The 18,135-nt window shown below is 68.9% G+C and carries 22 protein-coding genes; 4 read left to right on the top strand and 18 right to left on the bottom strand.

Annotated elements, in window-relative coordinates; all coding sequences use genetic code 11:
* Nucleotide 1: 1 nt before the first annotated feature.
* Nucleotides 2–727 (bottom strand): response regulator, encoded by a 726-nt coding sequence (locus KBY66_RS01940; RefSeq protein ID WP_255087463.1) that lies wholly within the window; start codon nucleotides 725–727, stop codon nucleotides 2–4.
* A gap of 197 nt (nucleotides 728–924) precedes the next feature.
* Between KBY66_RS01940 and KBY66_RS01935 the strand changes: the two genes are divergently transcribed.
* A complete protein-coding gene (locus tag KBY66_RS01935; RefSeq protein ID WP_255087462.1) occupies nucleotides 925–1,449 on the top strand; it encodes an EF-hand domain-containing protein in 525 nt (174 codons plus the stop codon).
* Here KBY66_RS01935 and KBY66_RS01930 read toward each other — a convergent pair.
* The 4 genes from KBY66_RS01930 to KBY66_RS01915 all read right to left on the bottom strand — a co-directional run bounded on the left by KBY66_RS01930 (nucleotide 1,446) and on the right by KBY66_RS01915 (nucleotide 3,454).
* Nucleotides 1,446–1,877, bottom strand: a complete 432-nt coding sequence (locus KBY66_RS01930) for a hypothetical protein (RefSeq protein WP_255087461.1) — start codon at nucleotides 1,875–1,877, stop codon at nucleotides 1,446–1,448. The two genes, KBY66_RS01935 and KBY66_RS01930, sit on opposite strands and share 4 nt — an antisense overlap.
* 60 nt (nucleotides 1,878–1,937) lie before the next feature.
* Nucleotides 1,938–2,183, bottom strand: coding sequence for a hypothetical protein (locus tag KBY66_RS01925; RefSeq protein ID WP_255087460.1), 246 nt, complete (start codon nucleotides 2,181–2,183; stop codon nucleotides 1,938–1,940).
* Between the two features lie 93 nt (nucleotides 2,184–2,276).
* Nucleotides 2,277–2,912: a DUF4335 domain-containing protein gene (locus tag KBY66_RS01920; RefSeq protein WP_255087459.1), complete on the bottom strand. Its 636-nt coding sequence runs from the start codon at nucleotides 2,910–2,912 to the stop codon at nucleotides 2,277–2,279.
* Nucleotides 2,909–3,454, bottom strand: a complete 546-nt coding sequence (locus KBY66_RS01915) for a DUF3038 domain-containing protein (RefSeq protein ID WP_255087457.1) — start codon at nucleotides 3,452–3,454, stop codon at nucleotides 2,909–2,911. Before KBY66_RS01915 ends, KBY66_RS01920 begins: the two co-directional genes overlap by 4 nt.
* A 52-nt stretch (nucleotides 3,455–3,506) precedes the next feature.
* Between KBY66_RS01915 and KBY66_RS01910 the strand changes: the two genes are divergently transcribed.
* Nucleotides 3,507–4,064 (top strand): adenine phosphoribosyltransferase, encoded by a 558-nt coding sequence (locus KBY66_RS01910; RefSeq protein ID WP_255087456.1) that lies wholly within the window; start codon nucleotides 3,507–3,509, stop codon nucleotides 4,062–4,064.
* Between the two features lie 58 nt (nucleotides 4,065–4,122).
* Here KBY66_RS01910 and KBY66_RS01905 read toward each other — a convergent pair whose 3' ends face one another.
* From KBY66_RS01905 to dapB, 7 genes are all read right to left on the bottom strand, one after another.
* Nucleotides 4,123–4,533 (bottom strand): type II toxin-antitoxin system VapC family toxin, encoded by a 411-nt coding sequence (locus KBY66_RS01905; protein ID WP_255087455.1) that lies wholly within the window; start codon nucleotides 4,531–4,533, stop codon nucleotides 4,123–4,125.
* The gene (locus KBY66_RS01900) at nucleotides 4,530–4,814 is read right to left on the bottom strand and encodes a type II toxin-antitoxin system Phd/YefM family antitoxin (protein ID WP_255087454.1); all 285 of its coding nucleotides are present in this window, start codon (nucleotides 4,812–4,814) and stop codon (nucleotides 4,530–4,532) included. The genes KBY66_RS01905 and KBY66_RS01900 overlap by 4 nt, the downstream gene beginning before the upstream one ends.
* Before the next feature lie 101 nt (nucleotides 4,815–4,915).
* Nucleotides 4,916–5,128 (bottom strand): DUF2949 domain-containing protein, encoded by a 213-nt coding sequence (locus KBY66_RS01895; protein WP_255087453.1) that lies wholly within the window; start codon nucleotides 5,126–5,128, stop codon nucleotides 4,916–4,918.
* Between the two features lie 25 nt (nucleotides 5,129–5,153).
* Complete coding sequence (locus KBY66_RS01890; RefSeq protein WP_255087452.1) at nucleotides 5,154–6,326, bottom strand: FAD-dependent monooxygenase; 1,173 nt, start codon at nucleotides 6,324–6,326, stop codon at nucleotides 5,154–5,156.
* A gap of 119 nt (nucleotides 6,327–6,445) precedes the next feature.
* Nucleotides 6,446–6,712: a high light inducible protein gene (locus tag KBY66_RS01885; RefSeq protein WP_255087451.1), complete on the bottom strand. Its 267-nt coding sequence runs from the start codon at nucleotides 6,710–6,712 to the stop codon at nucleotides 6,446–6,448.
* A gap of 101 nt (nucleotides 6,713–6,813) precedes the next feature.
* Nucleotides 6,814–7,458: a hypothetical protein gene (locus KBY66_RS01880; RefSeq protein ID WP_255087450.1), complete on the bottom strand. Its 645-nt coding sequence runs from the start codon at nucleotides 7,456–7,458 to the stop codon at nucleotides 6,814–6,816.
* Nucleotides 7,459–7,471: 13 nt separating this feature from the next.
* A complete protein-coding gene (gene dapB, locus KBY66_RS01875) occupies nucleotides 7,472–8,353 on the bottom strand; it encodes a 4-hydroxy-tetrahydrodipicolinate reductase (RefSeq protein ID WP_255087449.1) in 882 nt (293 codons plus the stop codon).
* A gap of 137 nt (nucleotides 8,354–8,490) precedes the next feature.
* Here dapB and KBY66_RS01870 point away from each other — a divergent pair, with 137 nt between their 5' ends.
* Entirely contained in the window at nucleotides 8,491–12,510 is a 4,020-nt protein-coding gene (locus tag KBY66_RS01870) for a magnesium chelatase subunit H (protein WP_255087448.1), read from the top strand.
* Here KBY66_RS01870 and folP read toward each other — a convergent pair.
* The 5 genes from folP to pheS form a co-directional block, all read right to left on the bottom strand.
* Nucleotides 12,500–13,357, bottom strand: coding sequence for a dihydropteroate synthase (folP, locus tag KBY66_RS01865; protein WP_255087446.1), 858 nt, complete (start codon nucleotides 13,355–13,357; stop codon nucleotides 12,500–12,502). The genes KBY66_RS01870 and folP overlap by 11 nt on opposite strands.
* Nucleotides 13,354–13,890, bottom strand: coding sequence for a DUF192 domain-containing protein (locus KBY66_RS01860; protein WP_255087445.1), 537 nt, complete (start codon nucleotides 13,888–13,890; stop codon nucleotides 13,354–13,356). The genes folP and KBY66_RS01860 overlap by 4 nt, the downstream gene beginning before the upstream one ends.
* An 11-nt stretch (nucleotides 13,891–13,901) precedes the next feature.
* Nucleotides 13,902–14,591: a winged-helix domain-containing protein gene (locus KBY66_RS01855; RefSeq protein ID WP_255087444.1), complete on the bottom strand. Its 690-nt coding sequence runs from the start codon at nucleotides 14,589–14,591 to the stop codon at nucleotides 13,902–13,904.
* Nucleotides 14,588–15,541 carry an NAD(+) kinase gene (locus tag KBY66_RS01850; RefSeq protein WP_255087443.1) on the bottom strand — a complete coding sequence of 318 codons (954 nt, stop codon included), beginning with the start codon at nucleotides 15,539–15,541 and terminating at the stop codon, nucleotides 14,588–14,590. The genes KBY66_RS01855 and KBY66_RS01850 overlap by 4 nt, the downstream gene beginning before the upstream one ends.
* Nucleotides 15,542–15,618: 77 nt before the next feature.
* Nucleotides 15,619–16,626: a phenylalanine--tRNA ligase subunit alpha gene (gene pheS, locus KBY66_RS01845; RefSeq protein ID WP_255087442.1), complete on the bottom strand. Its 1,008-nt coding sequence runs from the start codon at nucleotides 16,624–16,626 to the stop codon at nucleotides 15,619–15,621.
* Between the two features lie 80 nt (nucleotides 16,627–16,706).
* Here pheS and surE point away from each other — a divergent pair, with 80 nt between their 5' ends.
* On the top strand, nucleotides 16,707–17,510 hold the full coding sequence (gene surE, locus KBY66_RS01840) for a 5'/3'-nucleotidase SurE (protein ID WP_255087441.1): 804 nt from the start codon (nucleotides 16,707–16,709) through the stop codon (nucleotides 17,508–17,510).
* Here surE and KBY66_RS01835 read toward each other — a convergent pair.
* Entirely contained in the window at nucleotides 17,495–18,076 is a 582-nt protein-coding gene (locus tag KBY66_RS01835; RefSeq protein WP_255087440.1) for a DUF3611 family protein, read from the bottom strand. The genes surE and KBY66_RS01835 overlap by 16 nt on opposite strands.
* Nucleotides 18,077–18,135 lie beyond the last annotated feature (59 nt).

The following is an 18,135-nucleotide window of genomic DNA, read 5'->3' as shown; positions in this document are numbered from 1 at the left end:
CTCAACGGCTCCGCGGGGCGCCGTCGGGCACAAACACGTAGCCATAGCCCCAGACCGTCTGCAGGTAGCGGGGCCGGCTGGGGTCGGGCTCGATCAGGCGCCGCACCCGCGACACCTGCACATCCATGCTGCGGCTGTCGGTTTCGCTGGCGGGGCCACGGGCCAGCTCGATCAAGCGCTCCCGCGACAGGGGGCGGTGCGGATGCTGCACGAAGGCGGCCAGCAGGCTGAACTCGCCACTGGTGATCGTCACCGGCTGCCCCTCCCGCTCGAGGGTGCGGGCGGCCAGATCGAGGGCATTGGCGCCGAAGCGGACCACCTCCCCTTCTGCCAACGGCGTACCGGCCGGAAGGTTGCCGCGGCGGCGCAGAACCGCTTCGATCCGGGCCGTGAGCTCCCGCGGCAGGAAGGGCTTAGCCAGATAATCGTCGGCGCCCTGCTCCAGACCGATGATCCTGTCCACCGCTTCGGCCCTGGCGGTGAGCATCACCACCGGCAGGTCGTCGCTGCCGTCGCGCAGGCGGCGCAGCAGGGTCAGACCGTCGTCCCCCGGCAGCATCAGGTCGAGTACGAGCAGATCGGGGCGCTGGAACTCCAGCCGGGCCATCAGCTGCCGGCCGTCGGTCAGGCAGCGCACCTCGTAGCCCTGGTCGGTGAGGTGGGTGCCCAGCAGCTGCCGCAGCTCCGGATCGTCATCCACCACCCAGATCGTGTGAGCTCGGCTCATGGCAAGGGGGACCGCTTCACTGCCTGAACTGTATGGAGCGGCGCAGGGCAGCCAGCGTGCCCCATCCCGCCATCGGGACCGGCCGTGGTTGTCCAAGGGTGACTGCCATCGCCGCCAGTGGGATCCGGTCACGGATTGGCCGCGCCCGCACCCGTCGGCGCCCCGAGGTTCTGATCCGCACTCCATAGGGTGAGCCGATGGCGTGTGTTCCCCCCTGCCTCCACCTCCGCGAGCGGTTCTGGCGCCGAGCCGGCACCGGCGGCGTTGTGGCGTTGGCGATCCAGCTGGCGACGGTGCTCCTGATCGGCGGCCTGGCCGCCGGGCCCGCGCTCGCCCAGGATTCCAGCCTGCTGAACAGCTATGAGAAGCGCCTGGAGGGCTGGTTTCGCCGGATCGATCGCAACGGGGATGGCCGGATCAGCCCGGGCGAATCGAAGGGTCACCCGTTTCTGGAGATGAATTTCGAGCGGCTCGATGCCCCCCGCCGGGGCTTTCTGCTGCCCCAGGATCTGGCCCCGGCCAACAACCACTACCTCGGTGAACGGCTGCGCAAGAGCTTCCACGGCGCCGACCGGGATGGCAATGGCGAGCTGAGCCAGGCGGAGGCGGCCGCGTTCCCCTGGCTGGCGAAGAACTTCAGCAACGTGGACCTCGACCGCAATGGCCGCGTCACCCTCGAGGAGTTCTGGGCCGTGCGCCGATCCCTGGCACCGCGCCGCTAGGGCTTGCGGATTCGCACGAAGGACAGGAGCAGGCGCGCCAGCTCGGTAGGCAGCTCCAGCACCCCGCCCAGCCCGGGGATGCCGAGCCGCAGGATCCTGAAGACACCATTGGCGAGCAGCAGCAGGGCCGCGATCGCCAGACCCACCACCAGCAGGATGCCGAAGGTCTGAGCGAGCCCGGCGGCCAGCAGTGCCAGGCCCTCGCCGATCCGGGAGAGCGCCTTGAGCAGGGTGCTGATCACCTTGCTGACCACCAGCAGCGAGTCGAGCCGGGCAGGTAACTGCAGCAACGCCACCAGCACCCCAATGCCGACGGCCATGTTGAGCAGAGCAAACAGGGCCTCCCGCCAGGGGGCTCGGCTGCGGCGCTTGCGAAACACCTTCCGGGGGGGAAGGGGCTTGAAACCCGGCTCGCTGAGGCGGTTCATCGTGTCTTCCCCCAGCGTCGCGCCTTTCCCATCGGTCTTCGATCAGATGCCCAGCATCGATCAGGTGTCAAGGGTGTAGCCGGCGCCCCGCATCCAGCGCTCGAACTCGATCAGCACCAGTTCATTGGGGCAGTCCACCAGGCTGAGACCTTCCACCGTGCAGTCGCCCTGGCCGCCGTGGTGCAGCGAGAGGTGGAAATCCTTGCCGCTCAGTCCGCACACCTCCGGATCGCTGCGCACCACCACATCCAGGCAGGCCCCCAGACGATTGACACGCCGCCGCAATTCCGACCAGCTCCTCGTCATCGTGATTTCCGGATGGACCCGGAGCCCTGGGCCCCTGGCAAGAGTCTGGCCCCGGAGGAAGGATCGTCAACGCTGCGGCAGCGATGGCCGGGTTCAAGGATTGCGCAGCGGCGGGCTGAGCGGTGCTGCGGGCGTGGCCGAAGGGCTGATGCTCGGGGCGGTGGGCCGCCGGGGAACCGGAACCATCAGGCCGATCGAAGCGGTGATCGCCAGGGCCGTTGCCGCCGCCACGGGGGAGAACAGCCGCTGGCGCAGGGGAATGCGCTCCAGAATCTCCCGTCGCGGCAGGGGTCGCTCCGGAGGAAGGCTGAAGCCCAGCTGCACGCGGGGATCCAGTCGCAGTTGGTCGAGGCAGCGGACCAGGTCGGAGAGTTCCGCGTCGTCGAACCGCAATTCCAGGGGGGGCGTGTCGGGCTGGCTGCTGAACAGGCGCAGGCGATGGCGGGTGGGGCTGCCGTTCTCCGCCACCGGCTCGATCTGAACCGGGTTTCCCTCGGCACCGAACCGGCGCGGCACCCCGCTGACCAGATGTCGGGTGTAGGGGAGGACCACCTGCAGCAGGGCCTCCAGGTGCTCCCGTTTCCCCTCCAGTTCGGTGTGGCCGGCCAGGGCTAGTTGCCAGCCGGAAAGAATGCCGATCACCTCCGGGCCCTGGCCGGCCGAGAGGTCCGGCAGGCCGTCGAGCCTGAGCCGGCAACTGGTTTGCTCGAAGCGGAGGCTCACTTTCATGCTGTGGCATCCATCAGGCTGGCCTTGAGGCGATCGAAGCCTCCTGTCCCGGCCCCGAAGGCCAGGCCCTGGATCAGCTGGAGCCGAAGGGGCGGTCCGGCGGTGGGGTCGAGCAGCTTCTGAACGCCACCGCGGCGGGGATTGAGCCGCTCTCGGACCAGCTCCTCCAGCCTCTTCTGGAACAGCCCCCAGCGCTCGGCCGTCACGGCGGCGGGTTCCGCCGAGGAGAGCAATTGACGAAGCATCGGATAGAGGCGGTCCGCCAGGGCGCAGAGCAGGTTGATCAGGGCGTCGGTTTCCGGTTCGCTCAGTTGACCGCGGCGACAGGCCAGCCTCAGCGGGTTGAAGCAACGCCGCTTCCAGAGCTCGACCCGGTTGGGGAAGAGATCGGTGAAGCCGAGTTGCCCGGCCATCCACAGCATCGCTTCGCCGCCGTTGAGGTCCAGGGCCTCCACGCTGAGCAGCATCAGATCCAGGCGCTCCAGGCCGCGCCGGGAGATCCCGGAGGCGCGTTCGGGGTTGGTCAAGGGGGCATCGGCCATGGCTGCGATGATGCCAGTGCCGGAGCCGATCCGTCACGCTCCCTCCTGATCCATGCTGCCCAGCCCCCCCTCGATCGACCAACGCCAGGCGCCCGATCTGCGCGAGCTGGTGCGCGAGATCCCCGATTTTCCCAAGCCCGGCATCCTCTTCCGCGATCTGACGCCACTGATGCGTGATCCCCGCGGTTGGCGGGAGGTGATGCGCCAACTCGCCGTGGTCTGCGAGAGGCTGGAGCCCGACCTGATCGTCGGCATCGAGTCACGGGGGTTCATCGTCGGCACGGCACTGGCCACGGTGGTGGAGCGGGGTTTCGTGCCGGTGCGCAAACCGGGCAAGCTGCCCGGTGAGCTGCGCGGTGTCGACTACGACCTTGAGTACGGCAGTGATCGGCTCGAGATCCAGCACGATGCCCTCTCCGGAGCGCCCAGGGTGCTGATCGTCGACGACCTGCTGGCCACCGGCGGCACCGCCGCGGCCTGCGCCCGCCTGGTGGAGCTGGCAGGCGGCCAGCTCTGCGGCTACGGCTTCGTGGCCGAGTTGGCGGCTCTGGGGGGCCGGCAGCGGCTGCCCGGGGACCATCCCGTCGAATCGCTGATCGTCTACGCCTGAGCGGGTGGGCCGCAGCCAGCTCAGGGTGCCGCCGCCGGTGGCGTGAAAGCCCAGTCGCTCACCAGAATGTGCGGCAGGGAAACAAGGCCAGGGCAGGATCAGCGCTGAGAAGCACCAGCCGCTCGATCTCCGCCTGGGCCGCCAGCATCCGGTCGAAGGGATCGCGGTGGGCCTGGGGAAAGGCACCGGCCCGCAGCCCATGGGCGTGGCGGATCGGCAGGCTCTGCAAACCATCGGCCTGCAGCAGGCCCTCCAGATCGGCCAAGGCCTCGTGCACGTCCGGCAGCTTGCCGCTGTGGTGCTTGATGCTCAGCTCCCAGACCGAGGCGGCGCTCACCCAGAGCCGGGAAGCGGGATCTTGAAGCAGCGTCAGCACGCCGCTGGAGAGCTGCTCCGGCAGAAACCACCACCAGAGCAGCACGTGGCTGTCGAGCAAATAGGCGTCATCGGCGTCGAAGCCCTCGCTCATGGCTGGGGCCGCGGCAGCAGCGTCCCGTCGTCCCACAGGGCCAGTTCATGGCCATCAAGGGGCCGCAGCAGAGCATCGGGATCGGCGAGCGGGGCGCCGCTGCGCAAGCGACCCGGCAGGCGCCGTGGCGGCGGGGGCTCCAGAGGCACCAATCGGGCCCAGGGCTTGCCGGCCTTGGCGAGCAGGATCGTTTCGCCGGCGTGGGCGGCATCGATCAGGCGCGAGAGCTGGGTCTTGGCCTCGTGCACGTTCACCAACCGCAGTCGGGAGGGGGGTTCCACCACGAGGAGCTCGTATCAGCCTTGCTTAGCTTAGGGCTTAGCTAAGTAAGGCTGCGGTCGAAACATTGTCCCTGGGAGCCACTGGCCGGGGACGGCCACCGTCAGTCCTGGCTGTCCTGCCAGGCCAGGACCAGATCGAGCTGCTCCAGGCTGATCAAGCCGAAACGCCAAAGGATCACCGGCAGGGGGGCCTGCTCCAGCTGGGCCTGCTTGACGCCCAGCTCCAGGGCGTTCTCACTGAGGCCCAGTTCCCGCCGCAGGTAGCTCACAAGGGCGGAAGGGGGCATCGGTTGGGGCGAGGTGCTGATCACCATGACGCCGGGGCCAGGGGGAGCGGCCTCACTTTGACCAGCGGCCGAACAACTGGCAAGGTCCCAGGCTCATCGCCTTCAGGCTCAGCCGCCTTAGGGGGGCAACCCGGCGCAACAGGGCCAGCACCAGGCGCCGCAGGCCAAGGGGCAGGGGCTGGCGGTTGGAGAACAGCCGCACCATCAGGTCCGTGGCCAGCAGGGTGAGCAGCACATCGCCCCAGCGCCGCCGCCCATAGGCCCGGCCGATCGAGGCCACGGCCAGCCTGCCCCGGGCGACGCGCTCGGCCTGGACCCGCAGCTCGCCCACATCCCGCCAGCACAGGTTCAGGCCCTGGCCACCGACCGGGTGGCAGCGGTGCAGGGTTTCCCCCACCAGCACGGTGTTGCCCCTGTGGAAGCGATGGGCCAGCTCCAGGGCCACCGGAAAGGCGCGCGGCGCGTCCAGCAGGGCGTCGACCTGCAGCGCTTCCGGCAGGACGCCGGCCAGGCTGTCGAGGAAGGCCGCCGGATCGAGCCCTTCGAGGGCCCGCAGCCGCCCGGCCGGAGCACTCCAGACCAGTTGAACGTGGTCGCCACCCAGGGGCAGAACGGCAAAGGGCCCCTGGGCGCGGAACAGTTCCCAGGCCTGGTCGGGTGCCGATCCGCGCAATCGCACCTGCACGCTCAGGCAGGCCTGGCGGTAGGGAAGCCGCCAGGAGCCGATCCCCAGGGCGGTGCGGCTTGGCGATCGGCAGCCGTCGGCGGCCACGATCAAATCAGCCTGGGCGGCAGGTTCTGGGCCCCTGGCCGTGCCACCAAGCAGGAGCCGGATGCCAGGAGCGGCCTGCAGCCGCTCCTGAAGGAGCTCCATCAGCTGCCTGTGCTGCAGGATCCAGCCCACGGCGTCGCTGGCCGGGACCCGCCTGGCGGCTGTCCCCAGGTCGGTGCAGTCGATCGGCACCCGCTCGCCCAGCTCGAGGTCGCAGAGCTGCAGGGAGCGAAACGGGGTCAGATCCGGGGCGAGCTCGTTCCAGAGGCCCAATCGCTGCAACAGCAGGCGGCTGGAGTGGGAGAGGGCGTAGGCGCGGCTGCGCTCCAGCAATTTGGCTGGGGGAAGCGGATCCTCCAGCTCCACATCCCAGCCCACGCTGCTGAGGGCAAGGGCGGCAAGGGCTCCGGTGGGGCCGGCCCCCTGCACCCTTGCCAGCAGGGGTGAACTCATCGGAAGCCGGTCCGGGCCATGGAGCAAGGCAATCAAAAGCCGCAACAGAAGTCTGTTGCGGCTGAGGAGTGAACGGAGTGATCAAGGGCGGTGGAAGGGGGACGGGAAGCCGCCCGGTCTCAGCCGATGCCGAGCAGACCGCGGGTGAAGGCCTCGCCGCCGAGGGCGAACTCGGTGGCCAGCAGGGCGATGAAACCGAGCATGGCCATGCGGCCGTTCAGCTTTTCGGCCCGGTCATGGAAGCCCCAGCCCTGCTCGGGAGCCACCACTTCCATGCGGGGCTCGGTGGCGAAGGCGTTGAGGCGGCCGCCATCTTCGGTGGTGACGGTCGCACCGCGGATGGCGGCGCGCTCAGCGGCTGGGGCGACGGTGGTGGCTTGAGCCATGGATGCCTCGTAGGGGGGATAAAGAAATTGTAACGCATTGTTTCGCTTCGTAACGCATCTGCTTGGTGCCGCGCCTGCTTCGTGACGCAACGCCGGCGGGATCAGCGCAACCGCCGCAGGCAGAGCTCCTCGAAGGCCGGCCGCAACAGGTAGGGGTACTCCCCCACCCAGAGCTTCAGGGCCGGGATCCAGGCATCGCTGAGGGCGCCGATCCTGGAAAAATCAGGGCGCTCGCTCAGCACCAGGCAGCGGATCGCCATCCCCTTGCGGATCTGTTTGTGCTTGTTGTCCATCGGGAAGCGCACCTGGCCGAGGTACCCCTCGTCGTCCTCCAACTCCAGGCAGAGCCAGGTGCGCCGGTTCTCCACCAGCTCCAGCCGGCCTGCCTTGTCGGCCTGTTCATTGCGTTGCTCGATCCGCTCGCGGGTGAACAGATCGGCCACCACCCCTTCAAAAATCGCCCCCGCTGGGTAGCGGCGCAGGGTGGCGTTGCGGCGGCCGGCCTCGAGGATCGGGCCCCAGAGGATGTAGAGCAGGAACACGAAACCCGCCACCAGCCAGATGGGTCCGAAGCGGTAGGAGAACTGGCTCTGGGCCACCAGCAGGGCGAGCACCCCGCCGATCACCGAGATCAGTACCCGCTGGAGGATCTTGCGCGGATCGCCGCTGCAGGCGTTGAACTGGGGGCCCGTGGCCACCGCCGGGATCAGCCGCTGCAGTTCTCCGGGCTTGAGGGGGATCAGCATCGGATCAAGGGTTTCAGAGCAGCCGCTCCAGGCCGTAAACCAGTCCGCTCAGTTGCCGCACCCGCCGCACCGTGAGCAGCACGCCGGGCATGTAGGCGGAGCGCTCGATCGTGTCGTGGCGGAGGGTATAGGTTTCGCCCGCGGCGCCAAACATCACTTCCTGGTGGGCCACCAGGCCCGGCAGGCGCACGGAGTGAAGCCGTAGGCCACTCTCCCGCCGGCCACCGCGGCAGCCCGCCAGGGTTTCGTGCTCCTCCACCTGGGGGGTGTTGAAGCTCTTGCCCAGCTCCTCGATCAGTTCGGCGGTCTTGAGGCAGGTGCCGCTGGGGGCGTCGGCCTTGCGGTTGTGGTGCAGCTCGGTGAGCTCGGCGAAGTCGTAGAAGCGGGCGGCGGCGGCGGCGGCCTGCTGCAGCAGCACCATGCCCACGGAGAAGTTGGGGATCACGGCGCCGCCGATGCCGGCCTTGTCGGCAAAGGCGGCCAGATCGGCCAGCTGGCCAGGACTCAGGCCGGTGGTGCCGACCACCGGGTGTACCCCGTAGGCGATCGCCGCCCGGGTGTGCTCGTAGACCACCTTGGGGTGGGTGAAATCCACCAGCACCGCGCCGGCCGGCTCGCTGCGCACCGCCTGGCTGGCCTGGCAGAGGGTGCCCTCCAGGTCGGCGCTGATCGCCACCTCCAGCTCCCCCAGCCCCAGCTCCAGCCCCAGATCGAGCCCTTCCTTCCCCGCCGTGGTGTCAATCGCCCCGACCAGGCGGCAGTCGGGCGCGGCCAGGACAGCCCTCACCACTTCGGCGCCCATGCGGCCGAGGGCCCCGGCCACGACCACGGCGATCGGCGCAGTCGGCTGGCCGGGATCGGCCGGCGGGGCGGGGTCCCCCAGGGAGGCGGTCATGGCGGGGCTCGCTCAGCTGAGGTGGGCCGAGCCTATGGCCACCGGCCACTGGAAGCTGTTAAGCCTTCGCTCCAGAACCCTCGCCCCCACAGCAACCTTCGTAAGCTGCTTCACATTGCTCAACCACCCCAGCGCCCATGTTCACGCAGGTCCGCTCCGCCAGCCGCCGGGTCAGCCCTGCCGATTGCGCCCTCCCCGCCGGCAGCGAGGGCCGCCCCGTGATGAAGGCTGTGTACGTGGTGCTGGAGCCCCAGTACCAGAATGCGCTCACCACGGCGGCGGTCAGCCTCAACGAGCACAACCCCTCCCTGGCAGTGGAGCTGTGCGGCTACCTGATCGAGGAGCTGCGCGATCCGGAGAACTACGCCGCCTTCTGCGCCGATGTGGCCGAAGCCGATGTGTTCATCGCCTCGCTGATCTTCATCGAAGACCTCGCCCAGAAGGTGGTGGAGGCGGTGGCGCCCCACCGCGATCGGCTCAAGGCTGTGGTGGTGTTCCCCTCCATGCCGGAGGTGATGCGGCTCAACAAGCTCGGCACGTTCTCAATGGCCCAGCTGGGCCAGAGCAAGAGCGCCATCGCCAACTTCATGAAGAAGCGGAAGGAGGCCAATGGCGCCGGCTTCCAGGACGCGATGTTGAAACTGCTCAACACCCTGCCCACGGTTCTCAAGTATCTGCCGGTGGAGAAGGCGCAGGACGCTCGCTCCTTCATGCTCAGCTTCCAGTACTGGCTGGGCGGCACGCCGGACAACCTGCGCAACTTCCTGTTGATGCTGGCCGACAAGTACGTATTCCCCCGCGGCGACACGGATCGGCCCGCGCTGCAGGTGGCCGAACCGGTGGTGTTCCCGGACCTGGGCATCTGGCACCCCCTGGCGCCGGGGATGTTCGAGGACCTCAAGGAATACCTGAACTGGAGTGCCAGCCGCGCCGACCTCAGTGAGAAGGCCAGGGGCGGTCCGGTGATCGGCCTGGTGCTGCAGCGCAGCCACATCGTCACCGGCGACGAGGCCCACTACGTGGCCGTGATCCAGGAGCTCGAATACCGCGGGGCCACCGTGATCCCGGTGTTCTGCGGCGGCCTGGATTTCTCCAAGCCCGTGAACGCCTTCTTCTACGACCCGCTCAACCCCGAGCAGGTGCTGGTGGATGGGGTGGTGAGCCTCACCGGCTTCGCCCTGATCGGCGGCCCGGCCCGCCAGGACCACCCCCGCGCCATCGAGGCGCTCTCGAAGCTCAACCGGCCCTACATGGTGGCCTTGCCGCTGGTGTTCCAGACCACCCAGGAGTGGGAGGAGAGCGACCTGGGGCTGCACCCGGTGCAGGTTGCCCTGCAGATCGCCATTCCTGAACTCGATGGCGCCATCGAGCCGATCGTGCTGTCGGGGCGCGACGACGCCACCGGCAAGGCCCACACCCTGCAGGACCGGGTGGAAGCGATCGCCGAGCGGGTGATCCGCTGGGCCTCGCTGCGCACCAAGCCCAGGCACGATAAGAAGCTGGCGATCACCGTGTTCAGCTTCCCGCCCGACAAAGGCAACGTGGGCACCGCCGCCTACCTGGATGTGTTCGGCTCCATCCACCGGGTGCTCGAGGAAATGAAAAAGAAGGGCTACGACGTGCAGAACCTGCCACGCGACGCCAAGGCGCTGATGGAGGCGGTGATCAATGACCCCGAGGCGCTGGTGGGGGCCCCCGAACTGGCGATCGCCCACCGCATGAGCGTCGAGGAGTACGAGCGCCTCACCCCCTATTCCGAGCGACTGGAGGAGAACTGGGGCAAGCCTCCCGGAAACCTCAACTCCGATGGCACCAACCTGCTGATCTACGGCCGCCACTTCGGCAACGTCTTCGTTGGCGTGCAGCCCACCTTTGGCTACGAGGGTGATCCGATGCGGCTGCTGTATTCGCGCAGCGCCAGCCCCCACCACGGCTTCGCCGCCTACTACACCTACCTGGAGAAGGTGTGGGGCGCCGATGCGGTGCTGCACTTCGGCACCCACGGCTCCCTGGAGTTCATGCCTGGCAAGCAGATGGGCATGAGCGACACCTGCTACCCCGATTCGCTGATCGGCGCCCTACCCAACCTCTATTACTACGCCGCCAACAACCCCTCGGAGGCCACGATCGCCAAGCGGCGCGGTTACGCCGCCACGATCAGCTACCTGACCCCGCCAGCCGAGAACGCTGGCCTCTACAAGGGGCTCAAGGAACTGGGCGAGCTGGTGGGCTCCTACCAGCAGCTGCGCGAGAGCAGCCGAGGTGTGCAGATCGTTAATGCGCTGGTGGAAACGGCGCGCCAGTGCAACCTCGACAAGGATGTGACCCTGCCGGAGGTCGATGCCAGCGCCCTCGATCTGGGTGGCCGCGATGACGTGGTGGGGGCGGTGTACCGCCAGCTGATGGAGATCGAGAGCCGGCTGCTGCCCTGCGGCCTGCACACGATCGGCAAACCCCCCACCGCCGAGGAGGCGATCGCCACCCTGGTGAACATCGCCGCCCTTGAACGGGAAGAGGAGGGCTACCGCAGCCTGCCGGCATTGCTGGCCGAGAGCATCGGCCGTACCATCGACGACATCTACAAGAGCAACGACGCCGGTGTGCTCGCCGACGTGGAGCTCAACCAGACGATCACCGAGGCCTGCCGCCAGGCGGTGGCCTCGATGGTGCGCTCCGTCACCGGCAGCGATGGACGCGTCAACCTGCGCGGCACCTTCGGCTGGTTCTTCGAGCTGCTGGAGCGCTTCGGTGTGCGGCTGCCCAGCCCCTGGCTGAGCGCCTGCCGCGCGGCGGGCTTCCCGGCGGTGGACCCTACGGAGCTCGACAAGCTGTTTGGTTATCTGCGCTTCTGCCTGGAGCAGATCTGCGCCGACATGGAGATGGAGAGCCTGCTGCGGGCCCTCGATGGCGAATACGTGATCCCCGGCCCGGGCGGCGATCCGATCCGCAACCCCGGCGTGTTGCCCAGCGGCAAGAACATCCACGCCCTCGACCCCCAGGCCATCCCCACCCGCGCCGCGGTGGCGGCCGCCAAGGTGGTGGTGGACCGGCTGATCGAGCGCCAGAAGGCCGAGCAGGGGGCCTGGCCTGAAACGATCGCCTGCGTGCTCTGGGGTACCGACAACATCAAGACCTACGGCGAATCCCTGGCGCAGATCCTCTGGTTCATCGGCGTCAAGCCGGTGCCCGATTCGCTTGGCCGGGTGAACAAGCTGGAGTTGCTGTCGCTCGAAGAGCTGGGCCGCCCCCGCATCGACGTGGTGGTGAACTGCTCAGGGGTGTTCCGCGATCTGTTCATCAACCAGATGGGCCTGATCGATCAGGGGGTGAAGATGGCTGCTGAGGCCGATGAGCCCCTGGAGCTGAACTTCGTGCGCAAGCACAGCAAGGAGCAAGCGGCCGCCCAGGGCATCAGCCTCCGCGAGGCAGCCACCCGGGTGTTCTCCAACGCCAGCGGCAGTTATTCCTCCAACGTGAATCTGGCGGTGGAGAACAGCACCTGGGAGGAGGAAGGGGAACTGCAGGAGATGTACCTCTCCCGCAAAACCTTCGCCTTCAACGCCGACAACCCAGGCGAGATGAACCAGAACCGTGAGGTGTTCGAATCGGCGATGAAAACCGCCGATGTCACCTTCCAGAACCTCGATTCCGCCGAGATCTCGCTCACCGATGTGAGCCACTACTTCGACAGTGATCCCACCAAGCTGATCGCCGGTCTGCGGGACGATGGCAAGGCGCCCACCAGCTACATCGCCGACACCACCACCGCCAACGCCCAGGTGCGCTCCCTGAGTGAAACGATTCGCCTGGATTCGCGCACCAAGCTGCTCAACCCCAAGTGGTATGAGGGCATGCTCAATTCCGGCTACGAGGGGGTGCGGGAGGTGGCCAAGCGGCTCAACTTCACCCTCGGTTGGAGTGCCACCAGCGGCGCGGTGGACAACTTCGTGTACGAGGAGGCCAACGACACCTTCATCAACGACGCGGAGATGCGCAAGCGACTGATGGAGCTCAACCCCCACAGCTTCCGCCGCATCGTGGGCACCCTGCTGGAGGTGAACGGCCGCGGCTACTGGGAAACGAGCGAGGAGAACATCGCCCAGCTGCAGGAGATCTACCAGGAGATCGAAGACCGTATCGAGGGGGTCAAGGGCTGAGCGGGCGGCGCCACAGGGCATCCGCCATGCGGGCGGTCTGCACGATCGGCACCACATCGTGCACCCGCAGCACGTCTGCCCCGGCTGAGATCGCCTGAGAGCAGACCGCCGCCGTGCCCCACAGCCGTGCCCGCGGCCGCGGCTCGTTCAGCACAGCGCCGATGAAGCGCTTGCGCGAGGGCCCCACCAGCAGCGGGAAGCCTTCGGCCCGAAGCGCGGCCAGGCCGCGCAGCAAGGTCAGGTTGTGGTCGGTGGTCTTGGCGAAGCCGAGGCCCGGATCCCAGATCAGTTGCTCCTGGCGCACCCCGGCGGCCAGGGCCCGATCCGTGGCCCGCAGCAGCTCCTCGCGCACCTCCGCCGTCACGTCGGCGTAGGTGGCCAGCCCGTCCATGTTCTGGCTGTCACCGCGGCTGTGCATCAGTACGTAGGGGCATCCTGCTGCCGCCACCACCGCCAGCAGCTCCGGGTCGCGGCGGCCGCCGCTCACGTCATTGATCCAGTGGGCACCCGCCGCCAGGGCAGCCTCGGCAACGGGGGCCCGGAAGGTGTCGATGGAGATCAGGGGGCCTTCCATGCTTCCGTCGCCATCCGCTAAGGCTGCGCGGATCAGCTCCAGAGCCGGCAGCACCCGGGCGATTTCCTCGGCGGCATTGATCCCCAGGGCGCCCGGGCGGGTGCTCTGGCCGCCCAGATCGAGCAGATCGGCCCCCTGGGCCACCATCCGCCGGGCCTGGCGCAGCGCCGCGGCAGGTTTCTCGAAGCGTCCGCCGTCGCTGAAGGAATCAGGGGTGAGGTTGAGCACCCCCATCACGTAGGTCCGGGTGCCCCAGGGGAGCAGGGCCGTCATCGGTTTGGGGCCGATCGACCCGTGACCGGGAGCACACGGATCTTCGCCGGGGTGTCGATGGTGATTCCCAGCCTGGCCGCCTCGCCCCCATCCAGCTCCACCACCCCGTCGGCGGGCTGGCCCGGGCCGTAGCTGCGGCAGGGCAGGCTGGGGCAGGGGGCGGCGGAGGCCTCGATGGCGATCACCCGTCCGCCGCGCAGGAACACCATGTCGAGGGGAACGAGGGTTTGGTGCATCCAGAAGCTCAGCGGGGCGGCCGGCTCGAAGCCGAACCACATGCCGCGCCGGGGGCCAAGGGGGGGGCGCCGCATCAGTCCCCAGGCGTACTGCCTGGACGTGCGGGGCACCTCCAGCTGAATGCAGACCGGTGATGCCGTCGGGCCGCTGGTCGCTGCCGGCTCCAGGCACCACTCCGCTTCGATCGGGAGGAACTGGGGAGGTTCGCTTGGTGGGCGCCGGTCTGCCCAGGCCGGTGTGCCCAGGGCGAGCAGCGCAGCCGAGAGGACACCCCAGCGGGCGGCTGTCCTTCTCATGGGGCCCTTGCTCATGGGGCCTGCCTCGCTGGGGCTGACGCCGGCTGGGAGGGTGGTTGGCGTTCGCAGAGGCAGTATCCCCGTCCCCGCAGGGTGTGGATCAGCCGCCCTTCCCCCTCCTCCTCCAGCTTCTGGCGCAGGTAGCGCACATACACCTCCACCACATTGCTGGCCGCCTCCTGCTGCTCACCCCAGGCCTCCCGCAGCAGCCGCTCCCGGCTCAGCACCTCGCCCTCATGTAGCAGCAGCACCATCAGCAGTTGATACTCCCTGGCCGTGAGGGCGATCAAGCGGGGTCCGCGCCGCACCTCGCGGCAGTTGGGATCAACCCGCAGGTCGGCCACCTGCAGCACGCCCCGGGAAGGCAGAGGCTGGCTGCGCAGCTGGAGATGCAGCCGCAACCGCGAGAGCAGGTCGCTGGAGCCCGCCGTCGACAGCCAGAAGTCGTCGGCGCCGGCGCTGAGGCAATGGGAGCGGCCTTCGATGCCGTCGGAGCCGATGTCGAGCAGCAGCGGCACCTCCGGCATGGTCAGCCGCAGGGTGGGCAGGAGCGCGCTGGCGTCCTCGCCAGAGAGCAGCACCACCGCCGGCGGTTCGCTCAGGGCGCCCAGGCGGGCGATGCGGTACCCCGAAGCCGCCAGGCGTTCGGCCCTGGCTTCGGCCTCCGGGCCGACCAGCAGAATCAGCTCCCCGCGGCTCATCGACGCTCTCGCCGAGCCGGCCCCCGCTGGCTGGCGCCGGGCTCGGAACTGCCGGGCTTGGCCACATGGGGCAGGCCCCAGCCGAGCTTGTTGCGCAGCACCTGGAAGAACTCGTGGTCGGCCAGCCGCACGAAGCGGGCCGCGTGTTCGCTGCGGCGGATCAGCACCCGGTCTTCGGGCCATACATAACAACCGGCGCTGCCGTCCACCACCATCATCAGCCGCTCCGGTGTGGCCGGGAAGACGGTGACGGGTTCCCGATCGCTGAACACCAGGGCCCGGGAGGCCAGGGAGTGGGGGGCGATCGGGGTGAGCTGCAGCACTGGGCAGTCGGGGGTGATCACCGGGCCGCCGGCGCTGAGGGCGTAGGCGGTCGAGCCGGTCGGCGTGGAGAGGATCACCCCATCGGCGGAGATGTCCACCGGCACGTGGCCGCCGATGGCGATCTCGAAGTGGCACATGCTGGTGAGCGGTTCGCGGTGCAGGGCCATCTCGTTGAGGCAGAGCACCTCCCAGCGCCGCTGTTCCCCCCGCATGACGCTCACCACGAGCATGGTGCGCTCCTCAACGCTCCAGTGGCCGGCCTGAAGCTGTTCGAGAACCTTCTCGAGCTCATGGACGTAGGTCTCGGCCAGGAAGCCCATGTGGCCGGTGTTGATCGTCAGGATCGGCACCCCGATCGGGGCCGTCTGGCGGGCGGCCGAGAGCACCGTGCCATCCCCCCCCAGCACAACCGCCAGGCGCATGCCGCTGTGGAAGCTGGAGGGCACGCAGGCGCTGTAGCCGAGGGTGCGCAGGTGCTGGTCGGGGTTGGCGAACCCCACCACCCCGCCGGAGCTGCTCACCCGCACCACGCTGGTGCCGGCCGCCGTGAAATGGGCTTCGATCGTGTCGGCCGTCTGCACGGCCAAATCCTTGCCATCGTTGACGATCAGTCCGACGCAGGGCACCGATCGCGGGCGGGGGACTACCGAGTTTATGGGGCGCCCCGGACCAGCTGCCTCCCCTGTTGGTGCTGAGCCCCTGCTCAGAACTGTTCGAGGAAGCGCAGGTCGCTGCTGAACAGGCGGCGGATGTCGTCGATGCCGTGGCGCACCATGCAGAACCGCTCCACACCAAGCCCGGCGGCGAAGCCGCTCCAGCGCTCGGGATCCAGCCCCAGGCCCTCCAGCACGGCCGGATCCACCATGCCGCAGCCCATCACCTCCAGCCAGCGGCCCCGCCATTGCACGTCCACTTCCGCGGAGGGTTCGGTGAAGGGGAAGTAGCTGGCCCGGAAGCGCACCGGCAGATCCCCGAAGAACGCCTGCAGGAAGGCGGTGACGGTGCCGCGCAGGTGGCTGAAATCGAGGCCCTCGTCGAGGGCGAGCACCTCCACCTGGTGGAACACCGGCGAGTGGGTGGCATCCACGGCGTCACGGCGGTACACCCGGCCCGGGGCGACGATCCGCACCGGCGGTGGGTTGGCCTCCAGGTGGCGGATCTGCACCGGCGAGGTGTGGGTGCGCAGCAGGGAGCCCCCCGGGAGATAGAAGGTGTCCTGCATGTCCCGGGCCGGGTGGTGGGGCGGGATGTTGAGGGCGGTGAAGTTGTAGTGATCGCTCTCCACCTCGGGGCCCTCGGAAACCCTGTAGCCCAGGCCGGCGAAGATGTCGACGATCTCCTCGGTGGTGGCGACAAGGGGATGGCGATGGCCGGCGGGGACGAACCGACTCGGCGCCGTCACATCAAGGCACTCGCCCCGCAGCCGCTCCTCCAGCGCCGCAGCCTTGAGCGTGGCCAGCCGCTCGCTCAGCAGGCCCTGGAGCTGCTCCTTGAGCAGATTGGCCCGTTGGCCCACCAGGGGCCGCTCCTCGGCCGAAAGGCGGCCCATCGCCCCGAGTACGGCGGAGAGACGCCCCTTCTTGCCGAGCAGTCCCACTCGCAAGGGCTCAAGATCGGCGGCGCTGGCGGCGGCGTTGATCGCGGCGGCGGCTTCGGCCTCCAGGCTTTCAAGCTGCTCGCTGAGCTGCTGGAGGCTGATCGTGGCGCTCACGGAACCCGGGCATCAACATCTGACTGTACGGATTCAGGCCGCTTAGCTTGCGGCCAGCCGAGGACGTGCCCTCCCTGACGATGCCCCCCCTACGGATCCTGATCAGCAACGACGACGGCGTCTTCGCCGCCGGGATCCAGGCCCTGGCGGCCGAGGCGGTGTCCCGGGGCCACCAGGTCACGGTGGTCTGCCCCGATCAGGAGCGATCCGCCACCGGCCATGGCCTCACCATGCAAACCCCGCTGCGGGCCGAGCCTGCCAATGGCCTGTTCGCCGCGGGGGTGACGGCCTGGGCCTGCAGCGGCACCCCCTCCGATTGCGTCAAGCTGGCCCTCGGCCGGCTGCTGACGAGCCCCCCCGACCTGGTGCTCTCCGGCATCAACCACGGTCCCAATCTGGGCAGCGACGTCTTCTACTCCGGCACAGTGTCCGCAGCGATGGAGGGCACCCTCGAAGGGCTGCGGGCCCTGGCGGTGAGCAGCGCCTGCTTCCACTGGCGGCAGTTCGAGCCGGCGGCGGTGCTGGCCCTCGATGTGGCAGAGCGGGTGGTGGCGGGAGGCTGGCCGGACGGGCTGCTGCTCAACCTCAACGTGCCGGCCCTGCCCGCCGCTGAGATCGGGCCGCTGCGCTGGTGCCGCCCGGCGGTGCGCCGCTACCTCGACCAGTTCAACGAGCGCACCGATCCCCGCGGCCGCACCTATTACTGGCTGGCCGGCGAAGTGGTGGTCGACCTGGAATCGGCAACGGCCGGCCCGCGGGACTGGCCCACCGACGTGGCCCAGATCCATGCCGGCGGTGCCGCCCTGACCCCCCTGCAGCCCGAGCTGTTCTGGCGGGGCGGGCTTGAGGCGCTGCCGGAACTGATGCCTCAGGTGGGCCGGTAGACCCGCTGCAGCAGCCACAGGCTGATCCAGAGGCCGATCAGGTGGGCGAACAGCACCTGGGTGTTGCTCAGCACAGAGAGCATCTCGATCGAGGTGATCGGCAGGCCCATCAGGCCGCCGCGGGTGCCGGGCGGAACGGCCAGCTGGGCGCCGAAGAAGCCCGGCACCTGCATCGACGCCTGCACGAAGAGGCTGCCGGCCAGGGCCTGGTAGCCGACGGCGGCCAGGGTCAGGCCGGCCAGATCACCGATCAGGCTGCGCTTGATCAGGCGGGCCGTTTCGCCCCGGCTGGGCCGCACCGGGCTGGCCAGGGCGCGGCCGCAGCGCACCACCAGCCAGGCCTGCCAGAGCGACCAGAGCAGCAGCAGGAAAGACAGGGTGGTGAGCGACAGCCCTGGGCCCAGGCCCAGGGCCCGGCTGGAGTTGGCGGCCAGCCGCCCGCTGATGTTGTTGAACAGCAGCACCCCGATCACCACAACCCCGAGCACCAGCTGGGCCCAGAAGCGGATCCAGCCCATCCGCCTGACCGCCGCGGACACCAACTGCAGGTCGAGGCGATCGGCCATCGGGAGCGGGCGGTGGGGAACGTTGCCCCAAACTTGCCATGGCTGCGGCGGCCCGCGGT

Origin of the sequence: Synechococcus sp. Tobar12-5m-g (genome assembly GCF_024345415.1) — a bacterium.
Classification (GTDB): Bacteria; Cyanobacteriota; Cyanobacteriia; order PCC-6307; family Cyanobiaceae; genus Regnicoccus.
The sequence above is the reverse complement of the archived record's forward strand: the minus strand, read 5'-3'. Positions and strand labels throughout refer to the sequence as shown.

Bases quoted from the DNA above. Each gene is read 5' to 3' on its own strand.
- KBY66_RS01940 (WP_255087463.1), bottom strand. From the start codon at position 727: ATGAGCCGAGCTCACACGATCTGGGTGGTGGATGACGATCCGGAGCTG.
- KBY66_RS01935 (WP_255087462.1), top strand. From the start codon at position 925: ATGGCGTGTGTTCCCCCCTGCCTCCACCTCCGCGAGCGGTTCTGGCGC.
- KBY66_RS01930 (WP_255087461.1), bottom strand. From the start codon at position 1,877: ATGAACCGCCTCAGCGAGCCGGGTTTCAAGCCCCTTCCCCCCCGGAAG.
- KBY66_RS01925 (WP_255087460.1), bottom strand. From the start codon at position 2,183: ATGACGAGGAGCTGGTCGGAATTGCGGCGGCGTGTCAATCGTCTGGGG.
- KBY66_RS01920 (WP_255087459.1), bottom strand. From the start codon at position 2,912: ATGAAAGTGAGCCTCCGCTTCGAGCAAACCAGTTGCCGGCTCAGGCTC.
- KBY66_RS01915 (WP_255087457.1), bottom strand. From the start codon at position 3,454: ATGGCCGATGCCCCCTTGACCAACCCCGAACGCGCCTCCGGGATCTCC.
- KBY66_RS01910 (WP_255087456.1), top strand. From the start codon at position 3,507: ATGCTGCCCAGCCCCCCCTCGATCGACCAACGCCAGGCGCCCGATCTG.
- KBY66_RS01905 (WP_255087455.1), bottom strand. From the start codon at position 4,533: ATGAGCGAGGGCTTCGACGCCGATGACGCCTATTTGCTCGACAGCCAC.
- KBY66_RS01895 (WP_255087453.1), bottom strand. From the start codon at position 5,128: ATGGTGATCAGCACCTCGCCCCAACCGATGCCCCCTTCCGCCCTTGTG.
- KBY66_RS01890 (WP_255087452.1), bottom strand. From the start codon at position 6,326: ATGAGTTCACCCCTGCTGGCAAGGGTGCAGGGGGCCGGCCCCACCGGA.
- KBY66_RS01885 (WP_255087451.1), bottom strand. From the start codon at position 6,712: ATGGCTCAAGCCACCACCGTCGCCCCAGCCGCTGAGCGCGCCGCCATC.
- KBY66_RS01880 (WP_255087450.1), bottom strand. From the start codon at position 7,458: ATGCTGATCCCCCTCAAGCCCGGAGAACTGCAGCGGCTGATCCCGGCG.
- dapB (WP_255087449.1), bottom strand. From the start codon at position 8,353: ATGACCGCCTCCCTGGGGGACCCCGCCCCGCCGGCCGATCCCGGCCAG.
- KBY66_RS01870 (WP_255087448.1), top strand. From the start codon at position 8,491: ATGTTCACGCAGGTCCGCTCCGCCAGCCGCCGGGTCAGCCCTGCCGAT.
- folP (WP_255087446.1), bottom strand. From the start codon at position 13,357: ATGACGGCCCTGCTCCCCTGGGGCACCCGGACCTACGTGATGGGGGTG.
- KBY66_RS01860 (WP_255087445.1), bottom strand. From the start codon at position 13,890: ATGAGAAGGACAGCCGCCCGCTGGGGTGTCCTCTCGGCTGCGCTGCTC.
- KBY66_RS01855 (WP_255087444.1), bottom strand. From the start codon at position 14,591: ATGAGCCGCGGGGAGCTGATTCTGCTGGTCGGCCCGGAGGCCGAAGCC.
- surE (WP_255087441.1), top strand. From the start codon at position 16,707: ATGCCCCCCCTACGGATCCTGATCAGCAACGACGACGGCGTCTTCGCC.
- KBY66_RS01835 (WP_255087440.1), bottom strand. From the start codon at position 18,076: ATGGCCGATCGCCTCGACCTGCAGTTGGTGTCCGCGGCGGTCAGGCGG.